Here is a 16,814-nt window from a genome sequence, read left to right on the forward strand (position 1 = left end):
ACTTTCTGATCAGGTCGTACCTTGTAAGAACAGACCCCGAAGCACAGCGGTCTCGGAGCCTGTTCAACCCTGAATGAACAGGAGGTGCCCTATGAAACGCCTTTTCTATCTTGTCGACCAGATGGACAGCGTGGAAGCCATTTCCGAGGATCTGCATCAGGAAGGCATAACGGACTGGCGGTTCCATATCCTCAGCCGGGACGAAGCAGGCCTTTTCACCCGTAAACTGCACAGTGCCAGCCTTTTTGACCGCACTGACCTGGCCCGTTACACGGAACGCGGCGCGATAGTCGGCGGCCTGTTCGCCCTGGCTTTCATTGCGACGGCACAGTGGACCCAGGCATTCACCATGCCCGCAGCCGCCTGGATCGCCCTGTTCCTGTTCATGGTGGCGGCCGGCGCCTTTCTTGCGGGTTTCGGCGGGATCGGCGCGGAGAATTACCGGATCCGCCGGTTTCACGACGCCATCGAGAACGGCCAGCACCTGGTCATGGTAGATGTCCGGAAAAAGGACGAACAGCGCATGCGGGAACTGATGGCCCAGAGGCATCCGGAAGCGCAGCTCCAGAAAGAGACATCGGCCTTCAATAATCCCTTCGTGGAGGAAGACGGGAAGCTTCATCTGTTCTGAAGAAGGGATAAGCCGATTCAGGGAGGAATTGGTCGGGGCGCCGGTTTCCACCAGAATCCTATCGCCCCCCAACTACCCACCAAGTGATCCACGTTAATCGTGACCAGCCCCCCGGACGTGCCGGATGGCAGCAGTCTTCCGAGCTTGAACGGCGTATTGTCATCAGATTGAAATAAAGAGCGAGCGATTCAATCCTAGAATACGCCGAAAACTTCAACCCGAAATATGAGAATCCATGCAGATCATCGCATTTCATAACGTCAAAGGCGGTGTCGGCAAAACGTCGGCAGCTGTGAATATCGCCTATCTTGCCAGCCAGGAGGGCATACAGACCCTTGTATGGGATCTTGACCCTCAGGGCGCGGCGACGTGGTTCCTGTCTGAGGCCAACCCACAATCTGCACGGAAAATCGGCCCTCTTATCAAAGGCAAATCCCCTATTGGCGATTACATCCGCTCAACCCCCTACCCCAAGCTTGAGTTGATTCCAGCTCATCGCAGCGCTCGCAGCTTCGATATCAAACTCAATCAGTCCGGCTCTGGCAACGAACTCAAACAATGGCTCAAATCCCTGTCCGAGGAAACGGCCGTGGTTATCCTTGATTGCCCACCATCGCTTTCCGAACTCGCCGAACAGGTTATCGGCACTGCGAATGCGATCTATGTCCCTATCATCCCATCCAAGCTCTCACTGCAGAGCTGGGATCAGATCAAAGGTTTTGCGAAAGAGCAGAAGGTCAAACCCAAACGCCTGAGGCCTTTTTTCTCCATGGTTGACCGCCGGAAAACCCTGCACAGAAACTTGACGGAGAACCCTACCAAAACCCTGCCAACGGCACTGAACACCGTGATCCCGAACGCAAGTGCAATAGAGCGGATGGGAGAAGCCAGAGAGCCTCTGGAACTCATGGATCGGCGCAGCAAAGCCGCCCGGGCCTACCGGGATCTGTGGCAGGAAATTCGGAGTAGCCTGAAGCTGTAACCCCCTTGCCAAAGGGAACCACCTGGCAGTTCCGGAGGTGTCCACTAAGGCGGCCTCTGCTCATACGCCTTCATGCCGTGAAACGCGTCATCACCCAACCGGCGAGGACAATATGCCCCAGGGTCAGCCCGACAGAGAGTGAGTGCAGTGCCGTGAAGCGCCTGTTCTTTCCCTGATCGCGGGCGTTATTAATGGCGGGCATCAGAAGCTGTCGCGCCGGGACCGTGGTCAACGCAATCAGTCCGAGGGCAAAGGCGGCAACAGAATCCAGGGGCAACGTCAGTCCGGCGCTGACCAGGGCGACGACAATGACGAAAAGATAGAAGCCCGGGAATGTCTCACGCAGGACCCTTCCCGCCGTATCAGGCGGCAGGGACTTGAACAGCGCGCCGGCGAAACCGGCCGAGAAAAGCGCCATCCCACCGAACAGAAAGGCGGTTAGGAGCAAAGCAGTCGTTTCAATCATGATGAAGTCGCTCCACGAGCCAATAACCGTCACCCGGCGCAGACCAACCCCCGGGGGCAAACGTGCACGCTGGTTATACGCCCAATGCCATCCTCATAGGGGTTGGGCGTTGCTTGCAATTCGGTTTTACGACGCATCGCGGCGCAAGGCTCATTGATTTCAGAAGCCGGGTTCACTAAACCATGAGTCAGTGCGGTTAGCCGGCTAACGGCGTCCGGGCATTTTGCGCCCTCATGACCTTTTGGTTTGATCGTGTGTCAGTCCACAAAGACCAAGCAGGGACCGGGCAACGTATGCACATAAAGGCTGTTTCAGGCGCAATTAGCCTCAACCACTGTCAATGGGGGCGGTTATGTCGGGCACTTTGCTAGCCGTTGAAAGGCTGAATCTGGCGTTCGTCAGTGCCGGGCAACGGGTGCCGGTGATCAACAACCTGACCTTCAGCGTTGCTCCGGGAGAATCACTGGCAGTGGTGGGGCGCTCAGGGTCCGGTAAAAGCACGCTTCTGAACCTGTTATGCGGGCTACAGACACCGGATGACGGTGTCATCGCAATCGACAACGAGTCGTTCGGAAACGCGAGCGATGCAGTCAGTATTGCTCGTTGGGCCGAGTTGCGGCGGCAGCTCATTGGTGTCGTGTTTCAGCAAGCCAACCTCATGCCTGCGCTGTCACTGGTGGATAATGTGCGCCTGCGGACCCACCTGGCCGGACGCCACAAGCAGGACGAACGCTGGTGGCTTCAGCGCCTCGGGGTTGGGGACCAGGCTGATCGCTATCCGGACCGGGTCTCCGGCGGCCAGGCTCAGCGGGCAGCTTTGGCTATGGTCTTTGCCATGTCGCCATCACTGATCCTGGCGGACGAACCCACGGGAAGCCTGGACCGGCATACTGCGGATGAGGTGGCCGAGTCTCTATTCAATGTGCAGGTGGAGACCGGCTGCGCCCTGGTGCTGGCCACTCACGACTCGGAACTGGCCGCGTGCTGCGGCCGGGTACTTGATCTCAGCGCCGCGGGCTGAGCCTTTATGCTGATCCGCGCCTTCCTCAGCCACTACCAACGCCATCCGTTCCAGCTTGCAGCTCTGATGCTGATGATTGTGCTGGCGACCATGCTGTGGACCGGCGTTACCGTTCTGACGGACCAGGCACGGAGCAGCCTTGCCCAAAGTGAAGAAACGGTGGCAGCGCGTGCTCACATCGTGAGAACGGACGGCCAGCCTGTGGGTGTCGAAGATTTTGTCAGGCTGCGGAAAACCGGTGTCTGTGTTGCCCCCTGGCTTGAAGTGAAACGTCCGGCTCCAGAGGGTCAGGTGATCGGCGTCGACCCAATGAGCATGGCCTGTTTTGGCCGGTCTGCGCCTATCCAGGATGCAGCCAGTCTCGATGGGATGCCCTTCATGGACATCGGAGACGCACTAAGGGTGTCCCAGGAAGGCTATGACAGCCAGCTTTACCTGATTGCTCCCCGCGACGATATTGAACTGCCGCAAGGCTATGCGCTGCGTGCGTTCTCACTCGCACCGCCGACGGGCGAACTGGCCGATAGTTTCCTGCTGAACCTTGATGCGCTCTCCCTGCTGGTACTGCTGATCACCGGCCTGCTGATACGAAGCGTCTACCGCCTGGGCCTGGTCCAGCGCGAGGCCAGTTTTGAGCTTCTATACCGCTTTGGTGTGCTGCCCCGGCGAATCCGGCAGCTTTTGGTGCTCGAGCTGGTGGTGCTCACGGCTGTTGGTGTGCCACCCGGACTCTGGCTGGGCGCCAGTCTTGCTGAAGCGCTCGGAACGGGCTTTGGCCAGGCGCTGGGCAGTCTGTTTGATCTCACGCTCTACGCCGAGAGCTTCGGATCCCTTCCGTGGCGCGCTGCCGTCGTTATGGTGGCGCTGGTACTCACTGTCTGTCTGCTTGAATGGGTGTTCCCGCAGCCCCGCCAGCCCGCCATGGTTTCGGCGTATGCGCGATTGGGGGGTGGCGCCCTCCTGTTGGCTGGCGCTTTGGGCGTTGTTCTGGCAACGGAACTCGTCTGGGTTTTTGCCGGGACAGCCCTTGTTTTTGCCGGCGTTGGCTTGCTAACGCCCCCGCTCCTGGCCGCTGTCGAAGAGAGACGGTCGGTCCGTTCAGGTGCAACGGCATCCGTGGCCGATCCGCTGCGGCGGTGGCGGGCGCGGGAGCTGTCAGTCATGTTCCGCCAGCTGGCACTTCCCGTGGTGGCGCTTCAGTTCTCAATAGCGGCCGTGTTAGCCGTCCACGCCCTGGTGACCACTTTCGAGAGCACCTTTGAGCAATGGTTGGGCCAGCGCCTGGCGGCCGACTTCTACATCGAGGTACCTCAGGGGGGCGACTCCGCTACAGCAGCCCGGCGACTGAATGCGCTTGAGGGGCTGGGCACGTGGCACCTGGTGGCTCACGGCAAGGCTCAGGTCCGCCCGGAGGAGGCCGGTACAGGGGCTGATCCATTGACAGCGGACCTTATGGCCCTTACCCCAATCACCGACCTGGTGTCGGACTGGGCGCTATTGAGCAGCGCTGAACGCCCCTGGCGGGAGCTCGCGAGCGGCGCTGTCATGGTTAACGAACAACTGGCCCGACGCCATGATGTCGAGGTGGGCAGCCCTCTGGAACTGACGATCGCGGGGACCCGGATGCGTACCAATGTTGTCGGCATCTATGCAGACTATGGTCGCCCTGTTGCAGAGGTGCTGTTGCACGCCGACACACTGCCGGCGGCGTTCACCCCACGCAGCGAAAGCTTCTCGGTTAACAAGGGCGAGCTTTCAAGGGACGTGATCCACGATCGGCTTGCGGATACCTGGGGAGCGCCCGATCTCCAGGTTCGGGATAATGCCAGTATCCGGGAGCTCGCCTCCCAGATTTTTGACCAGACGTTTCTGCTCACGCGCGCCATCAGCGCGCTGACCCTCGTGCTTGCAGCGGTTGCCCTGCTCATCATGATCTGGGTGTTCTTCACAACCCGGGTCTGGTACTTCCGCTTACTGGGGGTGTGGGGATTGCAGGGGCATCAGGTGCGACGCCAGCTCCGCTTGCTGTCGGTGAGACTGACCCTGACCATTACCGCTGCTGCGCTTCCTTTAGGCATCTGGCTCACCTGGGTGCTCGTCAACCGCATCAATCCACTGGCGTTCGGGTGGTCATTGCCCATGGATCTGTACCCCGTTTTCTGGTTGGAACTGGGTTTGATGGCGGGAGCAGCCGGCCTTCTCGTGGCCCATCTGATGCGCAGACAACTGGAACGCGATGCCAATGGAGAACGACCATGAGGATACGAATGGCTGTCGTGGTGGGATTGAGCGCACTGGGAGCCGGCCTGAGCGGCTGTGACGACCCATCAGGCGAAAGCGGCTTTGCGGGCCTGGCCGAATCGGGCGGACAGGCAGAGGCCTCTGCATTCCTGCAACCGAAGCCCGGCACTCGCCTCGTCTTTCCGGATGACTGGGGGCCACACCCGCAACACCGCATTGAATGGTGGTACTTCACAGCCAACCTGACGACGCCAGAAGGAAGGCCCCTGGGCGTTCAATGGACCCAGTTCCGCCAGGCGCTGCAGCCCCGGCCCGCGGCGAAAGCGCCTCCCTCTCCCGCGACCTGGCCCATGGACTCAGCCTGGATGGCTCACGGAGCAATATCTTTCAATGGCGATCACTGGTTCGAGGAGAAAGTGGCTCGAGGTGACATCGGCCACGCGGGAGCCAGCGCTGACCCATTCAGGGTTTGGTTGGATGACTGGGAACTGGCGCCGATATCAGAATCCGATGCCTGGCATCTACAGGTCCAGGGCGATAACTGGGATTACGACCTGACGCTATCGAACACCGGTAACATCACTGCCCACGGGGATGGCGGTTTCAGCGCAAAATCATCGAGTGGTGAGGGCTCGATGTATTTCAGCCTTGCGCATCTGAACGTTACGGGAACCGTGACGGTTGCCGGTCGAACCCAGGCGGTGTCAGGCAAGGGCTGGTTTGATCGTGAGTGGAGCAGCCAGTTTCTCAAAGCGGGCCAACAGGGTTGGGACTGGTTTGGACTTCACCTGGAGGACGGCCAGAAGCTGATGGCTTTTCGCCTGCGGGAGGGAGACAGCACGTTTTCGTCCGGGAGCTGGGTCAATGCTGACGGTGATGTCGAGTCACTGCAGGAAGACGACCTGACACTGAGCCCTACCGCGTGGAAAGAATCGGCCAGAGGACGCGTCCCGGTGGTCTGGCAGCTGCGAGTTTCCGGGCGGGGAGTCGACCTTCGCGTTAAGGCCTCACCAGGCGAGCACTGGAATGCCGGTCTTGTCTCCTATTGGGAAAGCCCCGTCGCTGTCAGCGGATCCCACGATGGAAAGGGCTACATGGAACTGACTGGCTATGCCGACCAGGCCCCCTAGGCGCCGTCATCAACACCGATTCTGCCTTCAAGTCAGTCAGCCAACCGTCCCAGGCAGATGACGCCGGGCCCATTGCGCACACACAGCCTCTAGGTCGCTTCTGGTGTCTGGTTCGTTTTTTCCCAGTAGTCGTAGTACCAGTCCGCCAGATCCGCATCAGCCTCAACACCTTGGCCATTCTTGTAGGCCATGTGCAGAATCATGGCAGCCCATGGATAATCCTCGTAGCAGCTTCTGGCATGGGAAACGGCTTCTTCGTATGCTGAGTGGCGCCACAGAACACCCGTCAGAATGTGTCTGGCTGCTGCCTCATGATCGGGATAGGCCACTGCCTGTCTCAGGTGCGTTAGAGCCTGCTCGTTGCGGTTGTGCCCCTTCTCCCTGTCGTGATGCAGTATCGCCTCTCCCAGCCGCAGATGGAATTCTCCGCGTTCCCTGTCCGAGCACTGGGGATGGGATAGCAGCGCGTTATAATCCCGCTCAGCGCCGCGAAAATCCTGTTCGCGAATAAGGCGGTCAGCGCCGGGCTCTGAGACGCCATAAAGGTTCATGTGCGCGCGAAATCTCAGCGCCCGGAAATGCCCAGCATCGGCAGCCTGATCAAGCAACCGCAGCGCATCGGCAATTGCTTTCTTCCGCGTCGCCCGCTTTGTGCGGAGCAGCTTCCGCGCTCCTTCATAACCGCGATACAGAACCAGATCAGCAAAGTCGACACGCGCCTCATTATCGCCCTGCCTTGCGCGCTCTTTAATGGCCGAACCATCTTTCGATTGAATCAGCTCCTCGTTGTTGCCCATTGGTCAGACCGCTCCTTCACAACAATGACAGCCGCAACGCGGGCAAAGACAGGGTGCTCTGCAATCAAGAGGGGGCAGCTCGTGCCCGCAGGCCGGACAATGGCGTCCTGCGTCATGCTCCCCAGGTTCAGTAACGCGCACGCTGGCTTCAGTGCTGGATTCAATCACCATTGGTGGCTCTCTCTGAAGGTCGGCCCATGAAGTAAGTGAGTGCACGGACCAGTCAGGATCATCAACTTTAATAGGATAAGCCACTTGGATTGAACAATTCCAGCGGGTTCAGCCCTTGCCCAGAAGGCGCTTCCAGAGAGAGGGTTTGGAGGCTGCTGTTTTCCCCGCCTTATCAGCACTGTCGCTCGGATCATGGCCACGCGCACATGCCTCCAGAAGCTCCGCAAGCATCGAATCGCTGAACTGGTAAGGGTTGAACGCAGTGTTGTGGCGCTTCAGAAGGCGGGTAATTTCAGTTTCCACGGGCAGGTACTTCATCGACCAATCCGGGAACATACGGCGATCGATTTCTGTATACGAAAGGCGCTGCACATCCCGATGACGGCTGTCGCCACTGATTCGCTGGTAGCATTCCTCCACCGCTTCCCGCTCACCCTCAAGGCACTGGAAGAAGTAACCGTTACCGTAATGGAGCACGCCACCAATCCGACGCTTTTTATTGTTGCGGCGCGATTCGGCCAGGATCTGACCGACGGAGACCTCAATGCCACCAGCCTCATTAGGCTCAAACGTCGCAGTACTTGCATAGCTCAAACGGACCAACGCTGCGTTACTCACGCGCACCCCCATGGATTGTAGTTAACGCCGGATGACTTTACGCAGGAACCCGGGATCCGGATTGCTCCGCCTGTGGCGGATGCCATCACATCATCGCTCGGTTGAGTATGGTGGGTTTCGCAGGAATGGCTAATCCAGCGCACCGCATTCCGATCCATCACGCAATGAACTCAATCGTGCAGATGCCCGTAAGCCTAACCGTACCTTTCACTGGACAGGGGAAAGTCAGTACTCAAAAGCAGGGAAAAGGGATCGCCCATTGGGTTTCCCCAGTAACGTCACGACCGGAACTTTAAGGCCTATGCTATGAAAAGAGTGCGTTTTGAACCGGATGACCTCCAGAATGCTCTGTCCGGGATTAGCGACAAAGAAGTTAACGAACTGATGTTTGGAGCCATTGAATTAGACGCTAAAGGCACCATCCTGAACTTTAACCAGGCAGAATCGGACCTGACCGGACGGAAGCCGGAAGACGTTATCGGCAAAAACTTCTTCGACGATGTAGCGCCCTGCACGCGCAGCAACGAGTTTTCCGGGCGGTTTTTCGAGGGCGTCAGAACAGGGTCTTTCAATGCCCAGTTCGAGTATGTTTTTGATCACGAGATGACGCCTACTAAGGTCAGGATAATCATGGTCAAGGCGATCGAAAGCAACACATACTGGCTGTTCATCAAACGCAAGCTTACTGACGACAGGTAACGAAACGCCGTTTAATGATCTGGGTGCCGCCTGTCAGAAGTGTCCTCTCAGGGCGTTGGCGGTGCCGTGTACCTTCCCAGACAGCGATACTGCCTCTTGCTCGTCGAATCGGCAGATCCTTTGTTCAACAAACTGGAAACCCGCCAGAGCCGATGGTACCCACTGTGTACTCAAAGTAGATCAAATCAGAACGGAGATAAGTGCGAAATTGCGAAGGCGAAACAGCCTGAAGGCGCCACAAACGTACTGGCGGTAATGGAAGGACTGCAGGCTTTGTTAAGGCGCTGGAATAATCAGATAGGAATTGGTCGGGACGGCAGGATTTGAACCTGCGGCCTCTGCTCCCCCAGAGCAGCGCGCTACCAAACTGCGCCACGCCCCGACCCAAATAATGCTGCAGAACAGCGGTGCAAATAATACCGGATGGAACCGGTAAATAAAAGGGGGTCAGTTCAGGGCTCTGCCCAATTCCTTCAGCGCCACAAGCCGCGCAATGTAGGAGACCTTCACGCCCAGCGCGAAGATAAGCATGGAAACGTGAGCAGCGATCTGGCCCACCATGCTGATGTAGTCAGCGAAGGGATAGGCTACGAGCACACAGATGCCGATGGCGACGAGGCAAAGAGCCAGGGCACTGTTGGCGATGAGAAGAAAACGTTCCATCGGATCAGCCACCATATGATTCATTTTTCATGAATCATATTAGGGAAGGCGGATGACGAATTCAAGCCAGTGAGCTGACCTCAGGTGTTGAGAACGTTCAGAACGTCTTCCAGTTCGGTGATCATCTGGCGGATGAGCTGCTTGTACTGGGTATCTTCTTCTTTGGTGTCTTCACTGCTCAACTTCTGCTTGGCACCACCGATGGTGAACCCCTGATCGTACAGAAGGCTCCGGATCTGGCGGATGAGGAGGACGTCCGCGCGTTGATAGTAACGCCGGTTACCGCGCCGCTTGACCGGGTTGAGCTGCGGGAACTCCTGCTCCCAGTAACGCAGCACATGCGGTTTCACATAGCACAGTTCCGCTACTTCACCAATGGTGAAGTAGCGTTTGCCCGGGATGGCCGGCAGTTCGTTATTGTGGCTGGGTTCCAGCATAAGCTTCCACTTTCTGCTTGAGCTTCTGGCCGGGCCGGAAGGTCACGACACGCCGGGCGCTGATCGGGATCTCTTCCCCGGTCTTGGGGTTCCGGCCAGGGCGCTGACGCTTGTCCCGTAAATCAAAGTTGCCAAAGCCACTGAGCTTGACCTGCTCATTATGGCCCAGCGCCTCGCTGATTTCGCCGAAGAACGCCTCCACCATTTCCTTGGCTTCACGCTTATTCAGCCCCAGCTCTTCATAGAGCCGTTCTGCCATGTCGGCCTTGGTCAGTGCTGCCATTCGCTAACTCCTCAACTGCGCGCCCAGCCTTGTGCTCAGTGCGTTGGTCACGCCATCCAGCAGTTCCTGGACTTCAGCGTCACCCAGGGTGCGTTCCGGATGCTGCCAGAACAGGCTCAGTGCCAGGCTCCGGCAGCCTTCCTTCACGTGTTCGCCCTGATAAACGTCGAACACCCTGAGCCCGGTCAGCAGCTCCCCGGCCGCTTCCCGGGCTACATTCTCAACGTCGGCCCATTCCGTTTCCTCATCCACAAGCATAGCCAAATCACGGCGAACTTCAGGAAATTTTGAAAAAGCTTTGAAATGAGGGACATGCCCGTTGAGAACTGCTTCCAAGCTTAGTTCATAAAGACAGACGTTGCCATTCAGATCCAATGATTTCTGGATTCCCGGATGCAGTGTGCCGATCCAGCCCACCGGCTGCCCCTCGCTGTAGACCCGCGCCGACTGGCCCGGATGCAGCGCCGGATGGCGCTCACGGGCGAAACGGAAGCTCTGCCCCAGCATTGCCCCCAGGGATTCCAGGTCACCCTTGGCATCATAGAAGTCCACTTCCCGATTGCCGTTGACCCAGTTCTCACTGGCGACCGGCCCACTGAGCAATGCGCTCAGCATCCCCTCCTGTTCAATGGCCTGCGCCTGGCGCTCAAACCGGAGCCCGGTCTCAAACAGCCGCACCCGGTGCTGCTGGCGTTTCTGGTTATACGCCAGAGTCTCCAGCAGCCCGGGCCAGAGGCTGGAACGCATGACCGCCATGTCGGCGGAAATGGGGTTGGCCAGCTCAATGCCTTCCGCGTTCGGGGTTACCTGCTTCTGCCGCTCCGGCGAGATGAAGCTGTAGGTAATGGCCTCCTGGTACCCCAGGGCCACCAGATGATCACGAACCCGGTCCAGTGGCCGGCGGGATTCCGGCTCAGCGCGCAGACGCAGGCGTCCTTCGGGCTCGGTGACCGGCATGCGGTTGTAGCCATAGATGCGCCCGATCTCCTCGATCAGGTCCACTTCCAGAGCAATGTCAAAACGGAAGCTGGGGACTTCCACCTCCCAGCCATCGCGGTAAAGATGCACCACCCGCAGCCCCAGCCGGGCAAGAATTTCCTCGGCGGTGGTGCGGTCGATGGTCATGCCCAGAACCGCGTTGACCCGCTCTTCCCGCAGATGGACGGTCTGCTTGGCAGGCAGGTGCTGCTCGCTCACCACCTCAATGACTTCTCCCGGTTCACCACCGACAATGGAAAGCAGCAGCGCTGTGGCCCTTTCGGTGGCGGCCCGCTGCAGGCGCCAGTCCACGCCGCGCTCAAAGCGGTGCGAGGAATCCGTGTGCAGACCGTGCGCGCGCGCCTTGCCCGCCAGCCTGACCGGATCGAAGAACGCGCTTTCAAGCACAATATCCCGGGTGTGTTCCGATACACCGGAGCCTTCACCGCCCATGATACCGGCCAGCGCTACGGGCCTGCTGTGATCCGCGATCACCAGGTTATCCGTTCCCAGGGTCAGTTCCTGGCCATCCAGGAGGGTCAGCTTCTCCCCTTCCGAGGCCATCCGCACAACGATGCCCCCCTGTACATGGGCGCGGTCGAAGGCATGCATGGGCTGCCCCAGCTCAAGCATCACGTAATTGGTGACATCCACCACCGGGTCGATGCTGCGGATCCCCGAGCGGCGCAGGCGTTCCTTCATCCAGACCGGCGTTTCCACGGCAACATTCACGTTGCGGATGATGCGCCCGACATAACGCGGGCAGGCCGCGGCGGCGTCCACCCGGATGGAGGGAATCTCGGAATGCGTGGCCGGAACCGGGTCGGGCACCAGATCCTCAAAGGGCTCTTCGGTCAATGCCCCGAGATCCCGTGCCACACCACGAATGGAAAGGCAGTCGCTGCGGTTCGGGGTAAGATCCACATCCAGGCTCTGATCGTCCAGCTGCAGCCATTGGCGAAGATCCGCACCGGGTTCGGCTTCAGAGGGCAGCTCCATCAGGCCCTCGCTGGCTTCGGAGAGCGCCAGCTCCGATTCGGCGCAGAGCATGCCGTTGGACGTCTGACCCCGCACCTCGGTGCGTCGGATTTCCATACCTCCGGGCAGGCTGGCACCGGGCCGTGCCAGCGGTGCCCTGAGGCCAACCCGGACGTTGGGCGCCCCGCAGACCACATCCAGGGTTTCCCGGCCATCCCAGACCCGGCAGAGGCTCAGCTTGTCCGCCTCTGGATGGGACTCAACCGCCGTCACTTCCCCGACAACGACCCCCTCAAAGGCGCCGGCAACCGGCTCAACCTCATCCACTTCCAGGCCGGCCATGGTGATGGCCTCAACCAGTTCGTTGCTGCTCATGCGGGGATTGACCCATTCCCGCAACCACTGTTCGCTGAACTTCATCGGTCTGAATCCTGTTTATTCCAATCGGGCTTCAACGGAACTGGCGCAGGAAGCGCAGATCATTCTCAAAGAACTGGCGCAGATCGGTCACGCCATAGCGCAGCATCGCCAGGCGCTCCACGCCCAGGCCGAAGGCAAATCCGGACCACTGTTCCGGGTCCACGCCACAGTTCTCGAATACCCTGGGATGCACCACACCGCAGCCCATGACCTCCAGCCACTTGGTGCTGCCGTCCGCTTCCCGGCCCCATTCAATGTCCACCTCGGCGGAAGGTTCCGTGAAGGGGAAATAGGAGGGACGGAAACGCACCGCCAGGTCCTCTTCAAAGAACGCCCGCAGGAACGCCTCGATGGTGCTCTTGAGATCCGCGAAACTGGCGTGGCGATCCACCAGAAGCCCTTCCACCTGATGGAACATGGGCGTGTGGGTGAGATCCGAGTCACAGCGGTAGACACGCCCCGGGCAGATCATACGGAACGGCGGCTCGCCATTCTCCATGGTACGGATCTGTACCGGCGACGTATGGGTTCTCAGCACCGTGCCCGGATTGAAGTAGAAGGTGTCGTGCATGGCTCTGGCCGGGTGGTGCTCGGGAATGTTCAGAGCCTCGAAGTTATGGTGGTCGTCCTCGATCTCAGGACCTTCCGCCACCTCATAACCGGCACCACCGAAAATGGCCTCTATACGGCGCAGCGTGCGCGTCACCGGATGCAGACCACCCGCATCACGCCCGCGCCCCGGCAGGGTCACGTCGATGGATTCGGAAGCAAGCCGGGCCTCCATGGCCTCCGCTTCGAGCCGTTCCTTCTTTTCGGCAATAGCGTTCTGGACCTGCTCCTTGGCCTGGTTGATGCGCTGACCCGCCGCCGGGCGCTCCTCGGCGCTGAGCTGGCCCAGTGTCTTGAGCAGGGCCGTGAGATGCCCCTTCTTGCCCAGGTAGTCAACGCGGACCTGTTCAAGCTGCTTCAGGTCCGTACTCGCCTCAACCGCGTTCAGCCCCTGCTTGAGCAGGGATTCCAGGTTCTCCATGCAACGGACTCCAAAAAAATAGGGGAAGAGCGTGCTCTTCCCCTACTGATCCAGGTTGGGCCCTGACGGGCCGGTTTCAGCGGACGATGAAGAGCTCAGGCCGCCAGTGCGGTCTTGGCCTTTTCCACCACTGCCGAAAACGCCTGCTTTTCATTCATCGCCAGATCCGCCAGAACCTTGCGATCAATCTCGACGTTGGCCTTCTTGAGGCCCGCGATCAGGCGGCTGTAGGACAGACCGTTGGCGCGCGCGCCGGCATTGATACGGGCGATCCACAGCGCACGGAACTGACGCTTGCGCTGCTTGCGGTCGCGATAGGCGTACTGCTTCGCCTTGATGACCGCCTGTTTCGCAACACGATAGACACGGCTCCGGGCACCGTAGTAGCCCTTAGCCTGCTTCATAACCTTTTTGTGACGACGGCGCGCCACCACACCACGTTTAACGCGAGGCATAATCCAATCCTTTTATCTACTGACCTGAAACGGTTTACTGACGAAGCATGCGACGGATATGAACCTCGTCGCTCTTGTTCACCTGAGTCGTACCACGAAGCTGACGCTTCCGCTTGGGACTCTTCTTGGTCAGGATATGACTGGTATGCGACTGCTTGCGCTTGAAGCCGTTGGCCGTCTTCTTGAAGCGCTTGGCCGCCCCGCTGTTGGTTTTCATCTTGGGCATTTCAACTACTCCGCATTCGGTATCAGATAATGATGGATGACGGCTCGCAGAGAGGCCGTCATTTCTTCTTCCGGGGGGCAACCACCATGGTCATCTGACGACCTTCCATCTTGGGCCGCTGCTCAACCTGAGCCAGCTCCTCGATGTCGGATTCCACACGCTGCATAAGCTGCATGCCGATTTCCTGGTGGGCCATCTCACGTCCGCGGAAGCGGATGGTGACCTTGCCTTTGTCCCCCTGCTCAAGGAAACGTATCAGGTTGCGCAGTTTGACCTGATAATCCCCTTCTTCAGTTCCAGGCCGGAATTTGACTTCCTTGATCTGGATCTGTTTCTGCTTCTTCTTGGCGGCTGCCCGGGCTTTCTTCTCCTCGAACAGCTTCTTGCCATAATCCATGATCCTGCAGACCACGGGGTCCGCGTCTGAGGCCATCTGGACCAGATCCAGCTCCACCTCCGCGGCTTTTTCGAGCGCCTCTTCAAGAGGCACGATACCCACTTGATTGCCTTCTGAATCGATCAGGCGAACTTCGGATGCATCGATGTTCTCGTTGATCGGTGGACGCTGGTTGCGCCCACCACGCGGGTTCGACTTTTTGATAGTTAGGTCTCCGTTTCGACTCTGCCCTTGCGTTTGGATTCCGTCTCCAGACGGCCCTGGAGCTCCTCCAGAGTCATGGTACCCAGATCCTCGCCAGTGCGGGTCCGGACAGCCACCTCGCCTTTCTCGACTTCCTGATCGCCAACCACGACCAGGTAGGGTACCTTGTCAATCGTGTGCTCGCGAATTTTAAAGCCGATTTTCTCGTTTCTCAAGTCAGCATGGGCGCGAAAGCCCGATTCCTCAAGCTTCAGCGCCAGATTGCTGGCGTAATCGGCCTGATTGTCCGTGATATTCAGAACCGCCACCTGCAGCGGAGCCAGCCAGAGCGGGAATGCCCCCTCATATTCCTCGATCAGGATCCCGATGAAACGCTCGAACGACCCGAGGATGGCTCGATGGAGCATCACCGGCGTCTGACGCCCCTGCTCCTGGTCCCTGGGCACGTACTCGGCACCCAGACGGCCCGGCATGGCAAAGTCCACCTGAATGGTGCCGCACTGCCAGACGCGCTCCAGACAGTCCTTCAGTGAGAATTCGATCTTGGGCCCGTAGAAGGCGCCCTCGCCGGGGAGCAGCTCCCACTCAACGCCTTCATTGTTGAGCGCTTCCTCCAGCGCTTTCTCGGACTTGTCCCAGATTTCATCCGAACCGACCCGCTTTTCCGGGCGGGTGGAGAGCTTATACTGAATCTCCTGGAAACCGAAGTCCTGATAGACCTCGTGCAGCAGGTCCATGAACGCCGCCACCTCACTCTGGATCTGGGATTCCTCACAGAAGATGTGGGCGTCATCCTGGGTAAAACCACGCACCCGCATCAGCCCATGAAGCGCGCCGGATGCCTCGTTCCGGTGACAGGAGCCAAACTCGGACAGCCGCAGCGGCAGGTCCTTGTAGCTCTTCAGGCCCTGATTGAACACCTGCACATGGCAGGGGCAGTTCATGGGCTTAATCGCGTAGTCGTACTTCTCGGACTCGGTGGTGAACATGTCGTCCTGGAACTTCTCCCAGTGACCGGACTGCTCCCAGAGCGTGCGCGATACGATCTGCGGCGTACGGATTTCCTGGTAACCGTGCTTCCGCAGCTTGGCCCGAAGGTACTGCTCAATCTGCTGATAGACCGTCCACCCCTTGGGGTGCCAGAACACCATACCAGGTGCCTCTTCCTGCATGTGGAAGAGGGACAGCTTCTTGCCCACCTTGCGGTGATCGCGCTTTTCCGCTTCCTCCACACGCTTGAGGTAGGCCTTGAGCTGCTTCTTGTCCGGCCAGGCGGTGCCGTAGATCCGCTGCAACTGCTCATTGTCAGTATCACCCCGCCAGTAGGCTCCGGCAACCCGGGTCAGCTTGAACGCTCCGAGACGGCCTGTGCTGGGCACATGCGGACCACGGCACAGGTCGATGAACTCGCCCTGCTTGTAGAAGGAGAGCTGCTCCTCGCCCGGAATGTCGTCGATGATCCGGACCTTGTACTCCTCCCCCATGCGGTCAAAGAGCTCCTTCGCGCTTTCCCGGTCCATGAACGACAGCTCAATGGGGAAGTCCTGCTTCGCGAGCTCCTCCATCCGCTTTTCGATCTTTTCGAGATCGTCCGGCGTGAAGGGGCGGTCATACCTGAAGTCGTAGTAGAAGCCGTTTTCCACCACGGGGCCGATGGTTACCTGAGCGTCCGGGAAGAGTTCCTTAACCGCCTGCGCCATCAGGTGAGCCGTGGAGTGGCGGATCACCTCAATGCCCTCCTGGTCACGGTCCGTCACAATCGCCACTTCCGCATCATCGTCGATGGTATAGCCGGTATCCACCAGCCGGCCATCAACCTTGCCTACCACGGCGGCTTTGGCCAGACCAGTACCGATGCTGCGGGCCACTTCCTCGACGGTAACGGGGTGGTCGAAAGTGCGCTGACTGCCGTCCGGCAGGGTAATCACGGGCATAAACAGGCTCCTGTCAGTGGTGATCCCCACGAAAGATCACATGAATGTTGGTA

The 16,814-nt window shown here is 59.1% G+C and carries 18 protein-coding genes and 1 tRNA gene; 6 read left to right on the top strand and 13 right to left on the bottom strand.

Annotated features, from left to right (window positions below; all coding sequences use genetic code 11):
- The first annotated feature begins 91 nt into the window (after nt 1–91).
- Together GLW01_RS05910 and GLW01_RS05915 are read left to right on the top strand one after the other, a co-directional pair.
- The gene (locus tag GLW01_RS05910; protein ID WP_160898498.1) at nt 92–631 is read left to right on the top strand and encodes a hypothetical protein; all 540 of its coding nucleotides are present in this window, start codon (nt 92–94) and stop codon (nt 629–631) included.
- Nucleotides 632–866: 235 nt separating this feature from the next.
- Nucleotides 867–1,613 (top strand): ParA family protein, encoded by a 747-nt coding sequence (locus GLW01_RS05915; protein ID WP_160898499.1) that lies wholly within the window; start codon nt 867–869, stop codon nt 1,611–1,613.
- Between the two features lie 70 nt (nt 1,614–1,683).
- On the opposite strand, the gene GLW01_RS05920 is transcribed toward GLW01_RS05915, so the two are convergent.
- Nucleotides 1,684–2,079, bottom strand: a complete 396-nt coding sequence (locus tag GLW01_RS05920; protein ID WP_160898500.1) for a DUF4149 domain-containing protein — start codon at nt 2,077–2,079, stop codon at nt 1,684–1,686.
- A 352-nt stretch (nt 2,080–2,431) separates the two neighbouring features.
- Between GLW01_RS05920 and GLW01_RS05925 the strand changes: the two genes are divergently transcribed.
- From GLW01_RS05925 to GLW01_RS05935, 3 genes are read left to right on the top strand one after another with little or no spacing between them, the layout of a single operon-like run.
- Nucleotides 2,432–3,100, top strand: a complete 669-nt coding sequence (locus GLW01_RS05925) for an ABC transporter ATP-binding protein (RefSeq protein WP_160898501.1) — start codon at nt 2,432–2,434, stop codon at nt 3,098–3,100.
- A gap of 6 nt (nt 3,101–3,106) precedes the next feature.
- On the top strand, nt 3,107–5,359 hold the full coding sequence (locus GLW01_RS05930) for an FtsX-like permease family protein (protein WP_160898502.1): 2,253 nt from the start codon (nt 3,107–3,109) through the stop codon (nt 5,357–5,359).
- Nucleotides 5,356–6,471 (top strand): lipocalin-like domain-containing protein, encoded by a 1,116-nt coding sequence (locus GLW01_RS05935; protein WP_202405598.1) that lies wholly within the window; start codon nt 5,356–5,358, stop codon nt 6,469–6,471. The genes GLW01_RS05930 and GLW01_RS05935 overlap by 4 nt, the downstream gene beginning before the upstream one ends.
- Before the next feature lie 89 nt (nt 6,472–6,560).
- On the opposite strand, the gene GLW01_RS05940 is transcribed toward GLW01_RS05935, so the two are convergent.
- Together GLW01_RS05940 and GLW01_RS05945 are read right to left on the bottom strand one after the other, a co-directional pair.
- Nucleotides 6,561–7,268 (bottom strand): hypothetical protein, encoded by a 708-nt coding sequence (locus tag GLW01_RS05940; protein ID WP_160898503.1) that lies wholly within the window; start codon nt 7,266–7,268, stop codon nt 6,561–6,563.
- 279 nt (nt 7,269–7,547) lie between these two features.
- The gene (locus tag GLW01_RS05945; protein WP_160898504.1) at nt 7,548–8,057 is read right to left on the bottom strand and encodes a BLUF domain-containing protein; all 510 of its coding nucleotides are present in this window, start codon (nt 8,055–8,057) and stop codon (nt 7,548–7,550) included.
- Between the two features lie 306 nt (nt 8,058–8,363).
- On the opposite strand from GLW01_RS05945, the gene pyp reads away from it, so the two are divergent.
- A complete protein-coding gene (gene pyp / locus GLW01_RS05950; RefSeq protein ID WP_160898505.1) occupies nt 8,364–8,756 on the top strand; it encodes a photoactive yellow protein in 393 nt (130 codons plus the stop codon).
- Nucleotides 8,757–9,061: 305 nt separating this feature from the next.
- On the opposite strand, the gene GLW01_RS05955 is transcribed toward pyp, so the two are convergent.
- The 10 genes from GLW01_RS05955 to thrS all read right to left on the bottom strand — a co-directional run bounded on the left by GLW01_RS05955 (nt 9,062) and on the right by thrS (nt 16,761).
- A tRNA-Pro gene (locus tag GLW01_RS05955) sits at nt 9,062–9,138 on the bottom strand.
- Between the two features lie 65 nt (nt 9,139–9,203).
- Nucleotides 9,204–9,419, bottom strand: coding sequence for a hypothetical protein (locus GLW01_RS05960; protein ID WP_160898506.1), 216 nt, complete (start codon nt 9,417–9,419; stop codon nt 9,204–9,206).
- 80 nt (nt 9,420–9,499) lie between these two features.
- Nucleotides 9,500–9,856, bottom strand: coding sequence for a MerR family transcriptional regulator (locus tag GLW01_RS05965; RefSeq protein WP_095617775.1), 357 nt, complete (start codon nt 9,854–9,856; stop codon nt 9,500–9,502).
- On the bottom strand, nt 9,834–10,139 hold the full coding sequence (ihfA, locus tag GLW01_RS05970; protein ID WP_077528965.1) for an integration host factor subunit alpha: 306 nt from the start codon (nt 10,137–10,139) through the stop codon (nt 9,834–9,836). The genes GLW01_RS05965 and ihfA overlap by 23 nt, the downstream gene beginning before the upstream one ends.
- 3 nt (nt 10,140–10,142) lie before the next feature.
- Nucleotides 10,143–12,515, bottom strand: coding sequence for a phenylalanine--tRNA ligase subunit beta (pheT, locus tag GLW01_RS05975; protein ID WP_160898507.1), 2,373 nt, complete (start codon nt 12,513–12,515; stop codon nt 10,143–10,145).
- Between the two features lie 31 nt (nt 12,516–12,546).
- Nucleotides 12,547–13,545 (bottom strand): phenylalanine--tRNA ligase subunit alpha, encoded by a 999-nt coding sequence (pheS, locus tag GLW01_RS05980; protein WP_160898508.1) that lies wholly within the window; start codon nt 13,543–13,545, stop codon nt 12,547–12,549.
- A gap of 95 nt (nt 13,546–13,640) precedes the next feature.
- Nucleotides 13,641–14,000 carry a 50S ribosomal protein L20 gene (rplT, locus tag GLW01_RS05985; RefSeq protein ID WP_077528962.1) on the bottom strand — a complete coding sequence of 120 codons (360 nt, stop codon included), beginning with the start codon at nt 13,998–14,000 and terminating at the stop codon, nt 13,641–13,643.
- A 34-nt stretch (nt 14,001–14,034) separates the two neighbouring features.
- On the bottom strand, nt 14,035–14,226 hold the full coding sequence (gene rpmI, locus GLW01_RS05990; protein WP_095617772.1) for a 50S ribosomal protein L35: 192 nt from the start codon (nt 14,224–14,226) through the stop codon (nt 14,035–14,037).
- Nucleotides 14,227–14,284: 58 nt separating this feature from the next.
- Entirely contained in the window at nt 14,285–14,866 is a 582-nt protein-coding gene (gene infC, locus GLW01_RS05995; RefSeq protein WP_425356590.1) for a translation initiation factor IF-3, read from the bottom strand.
- Nucleotides 14,830–16,761, bottom strand: a complete 1,932-nt coding sequence (thrS, locus tag GLW01_RS06000; protein WP_160898509.1) for a threonine--tRNA ligase — start codon at nt 16,759–16,761, stop codon at nt 14,830–14,832. Before thrS ends, infC begins: the two co-directional genes overlap by 37 nt.
- Nucleotides 16,762–16,814 lie beyond the last annotated feature (53 nt).

The organism is Vreelandella halophila (assembly GCF_009856365.1).
In the GTDB taxonomy this organism is placed as follows: Bacteria; Pseudomonadota; Gammaproteobacteria; order Pseudomonadales; family Oleiphilaceae; genus Halospina; species Halospina utahensis_B.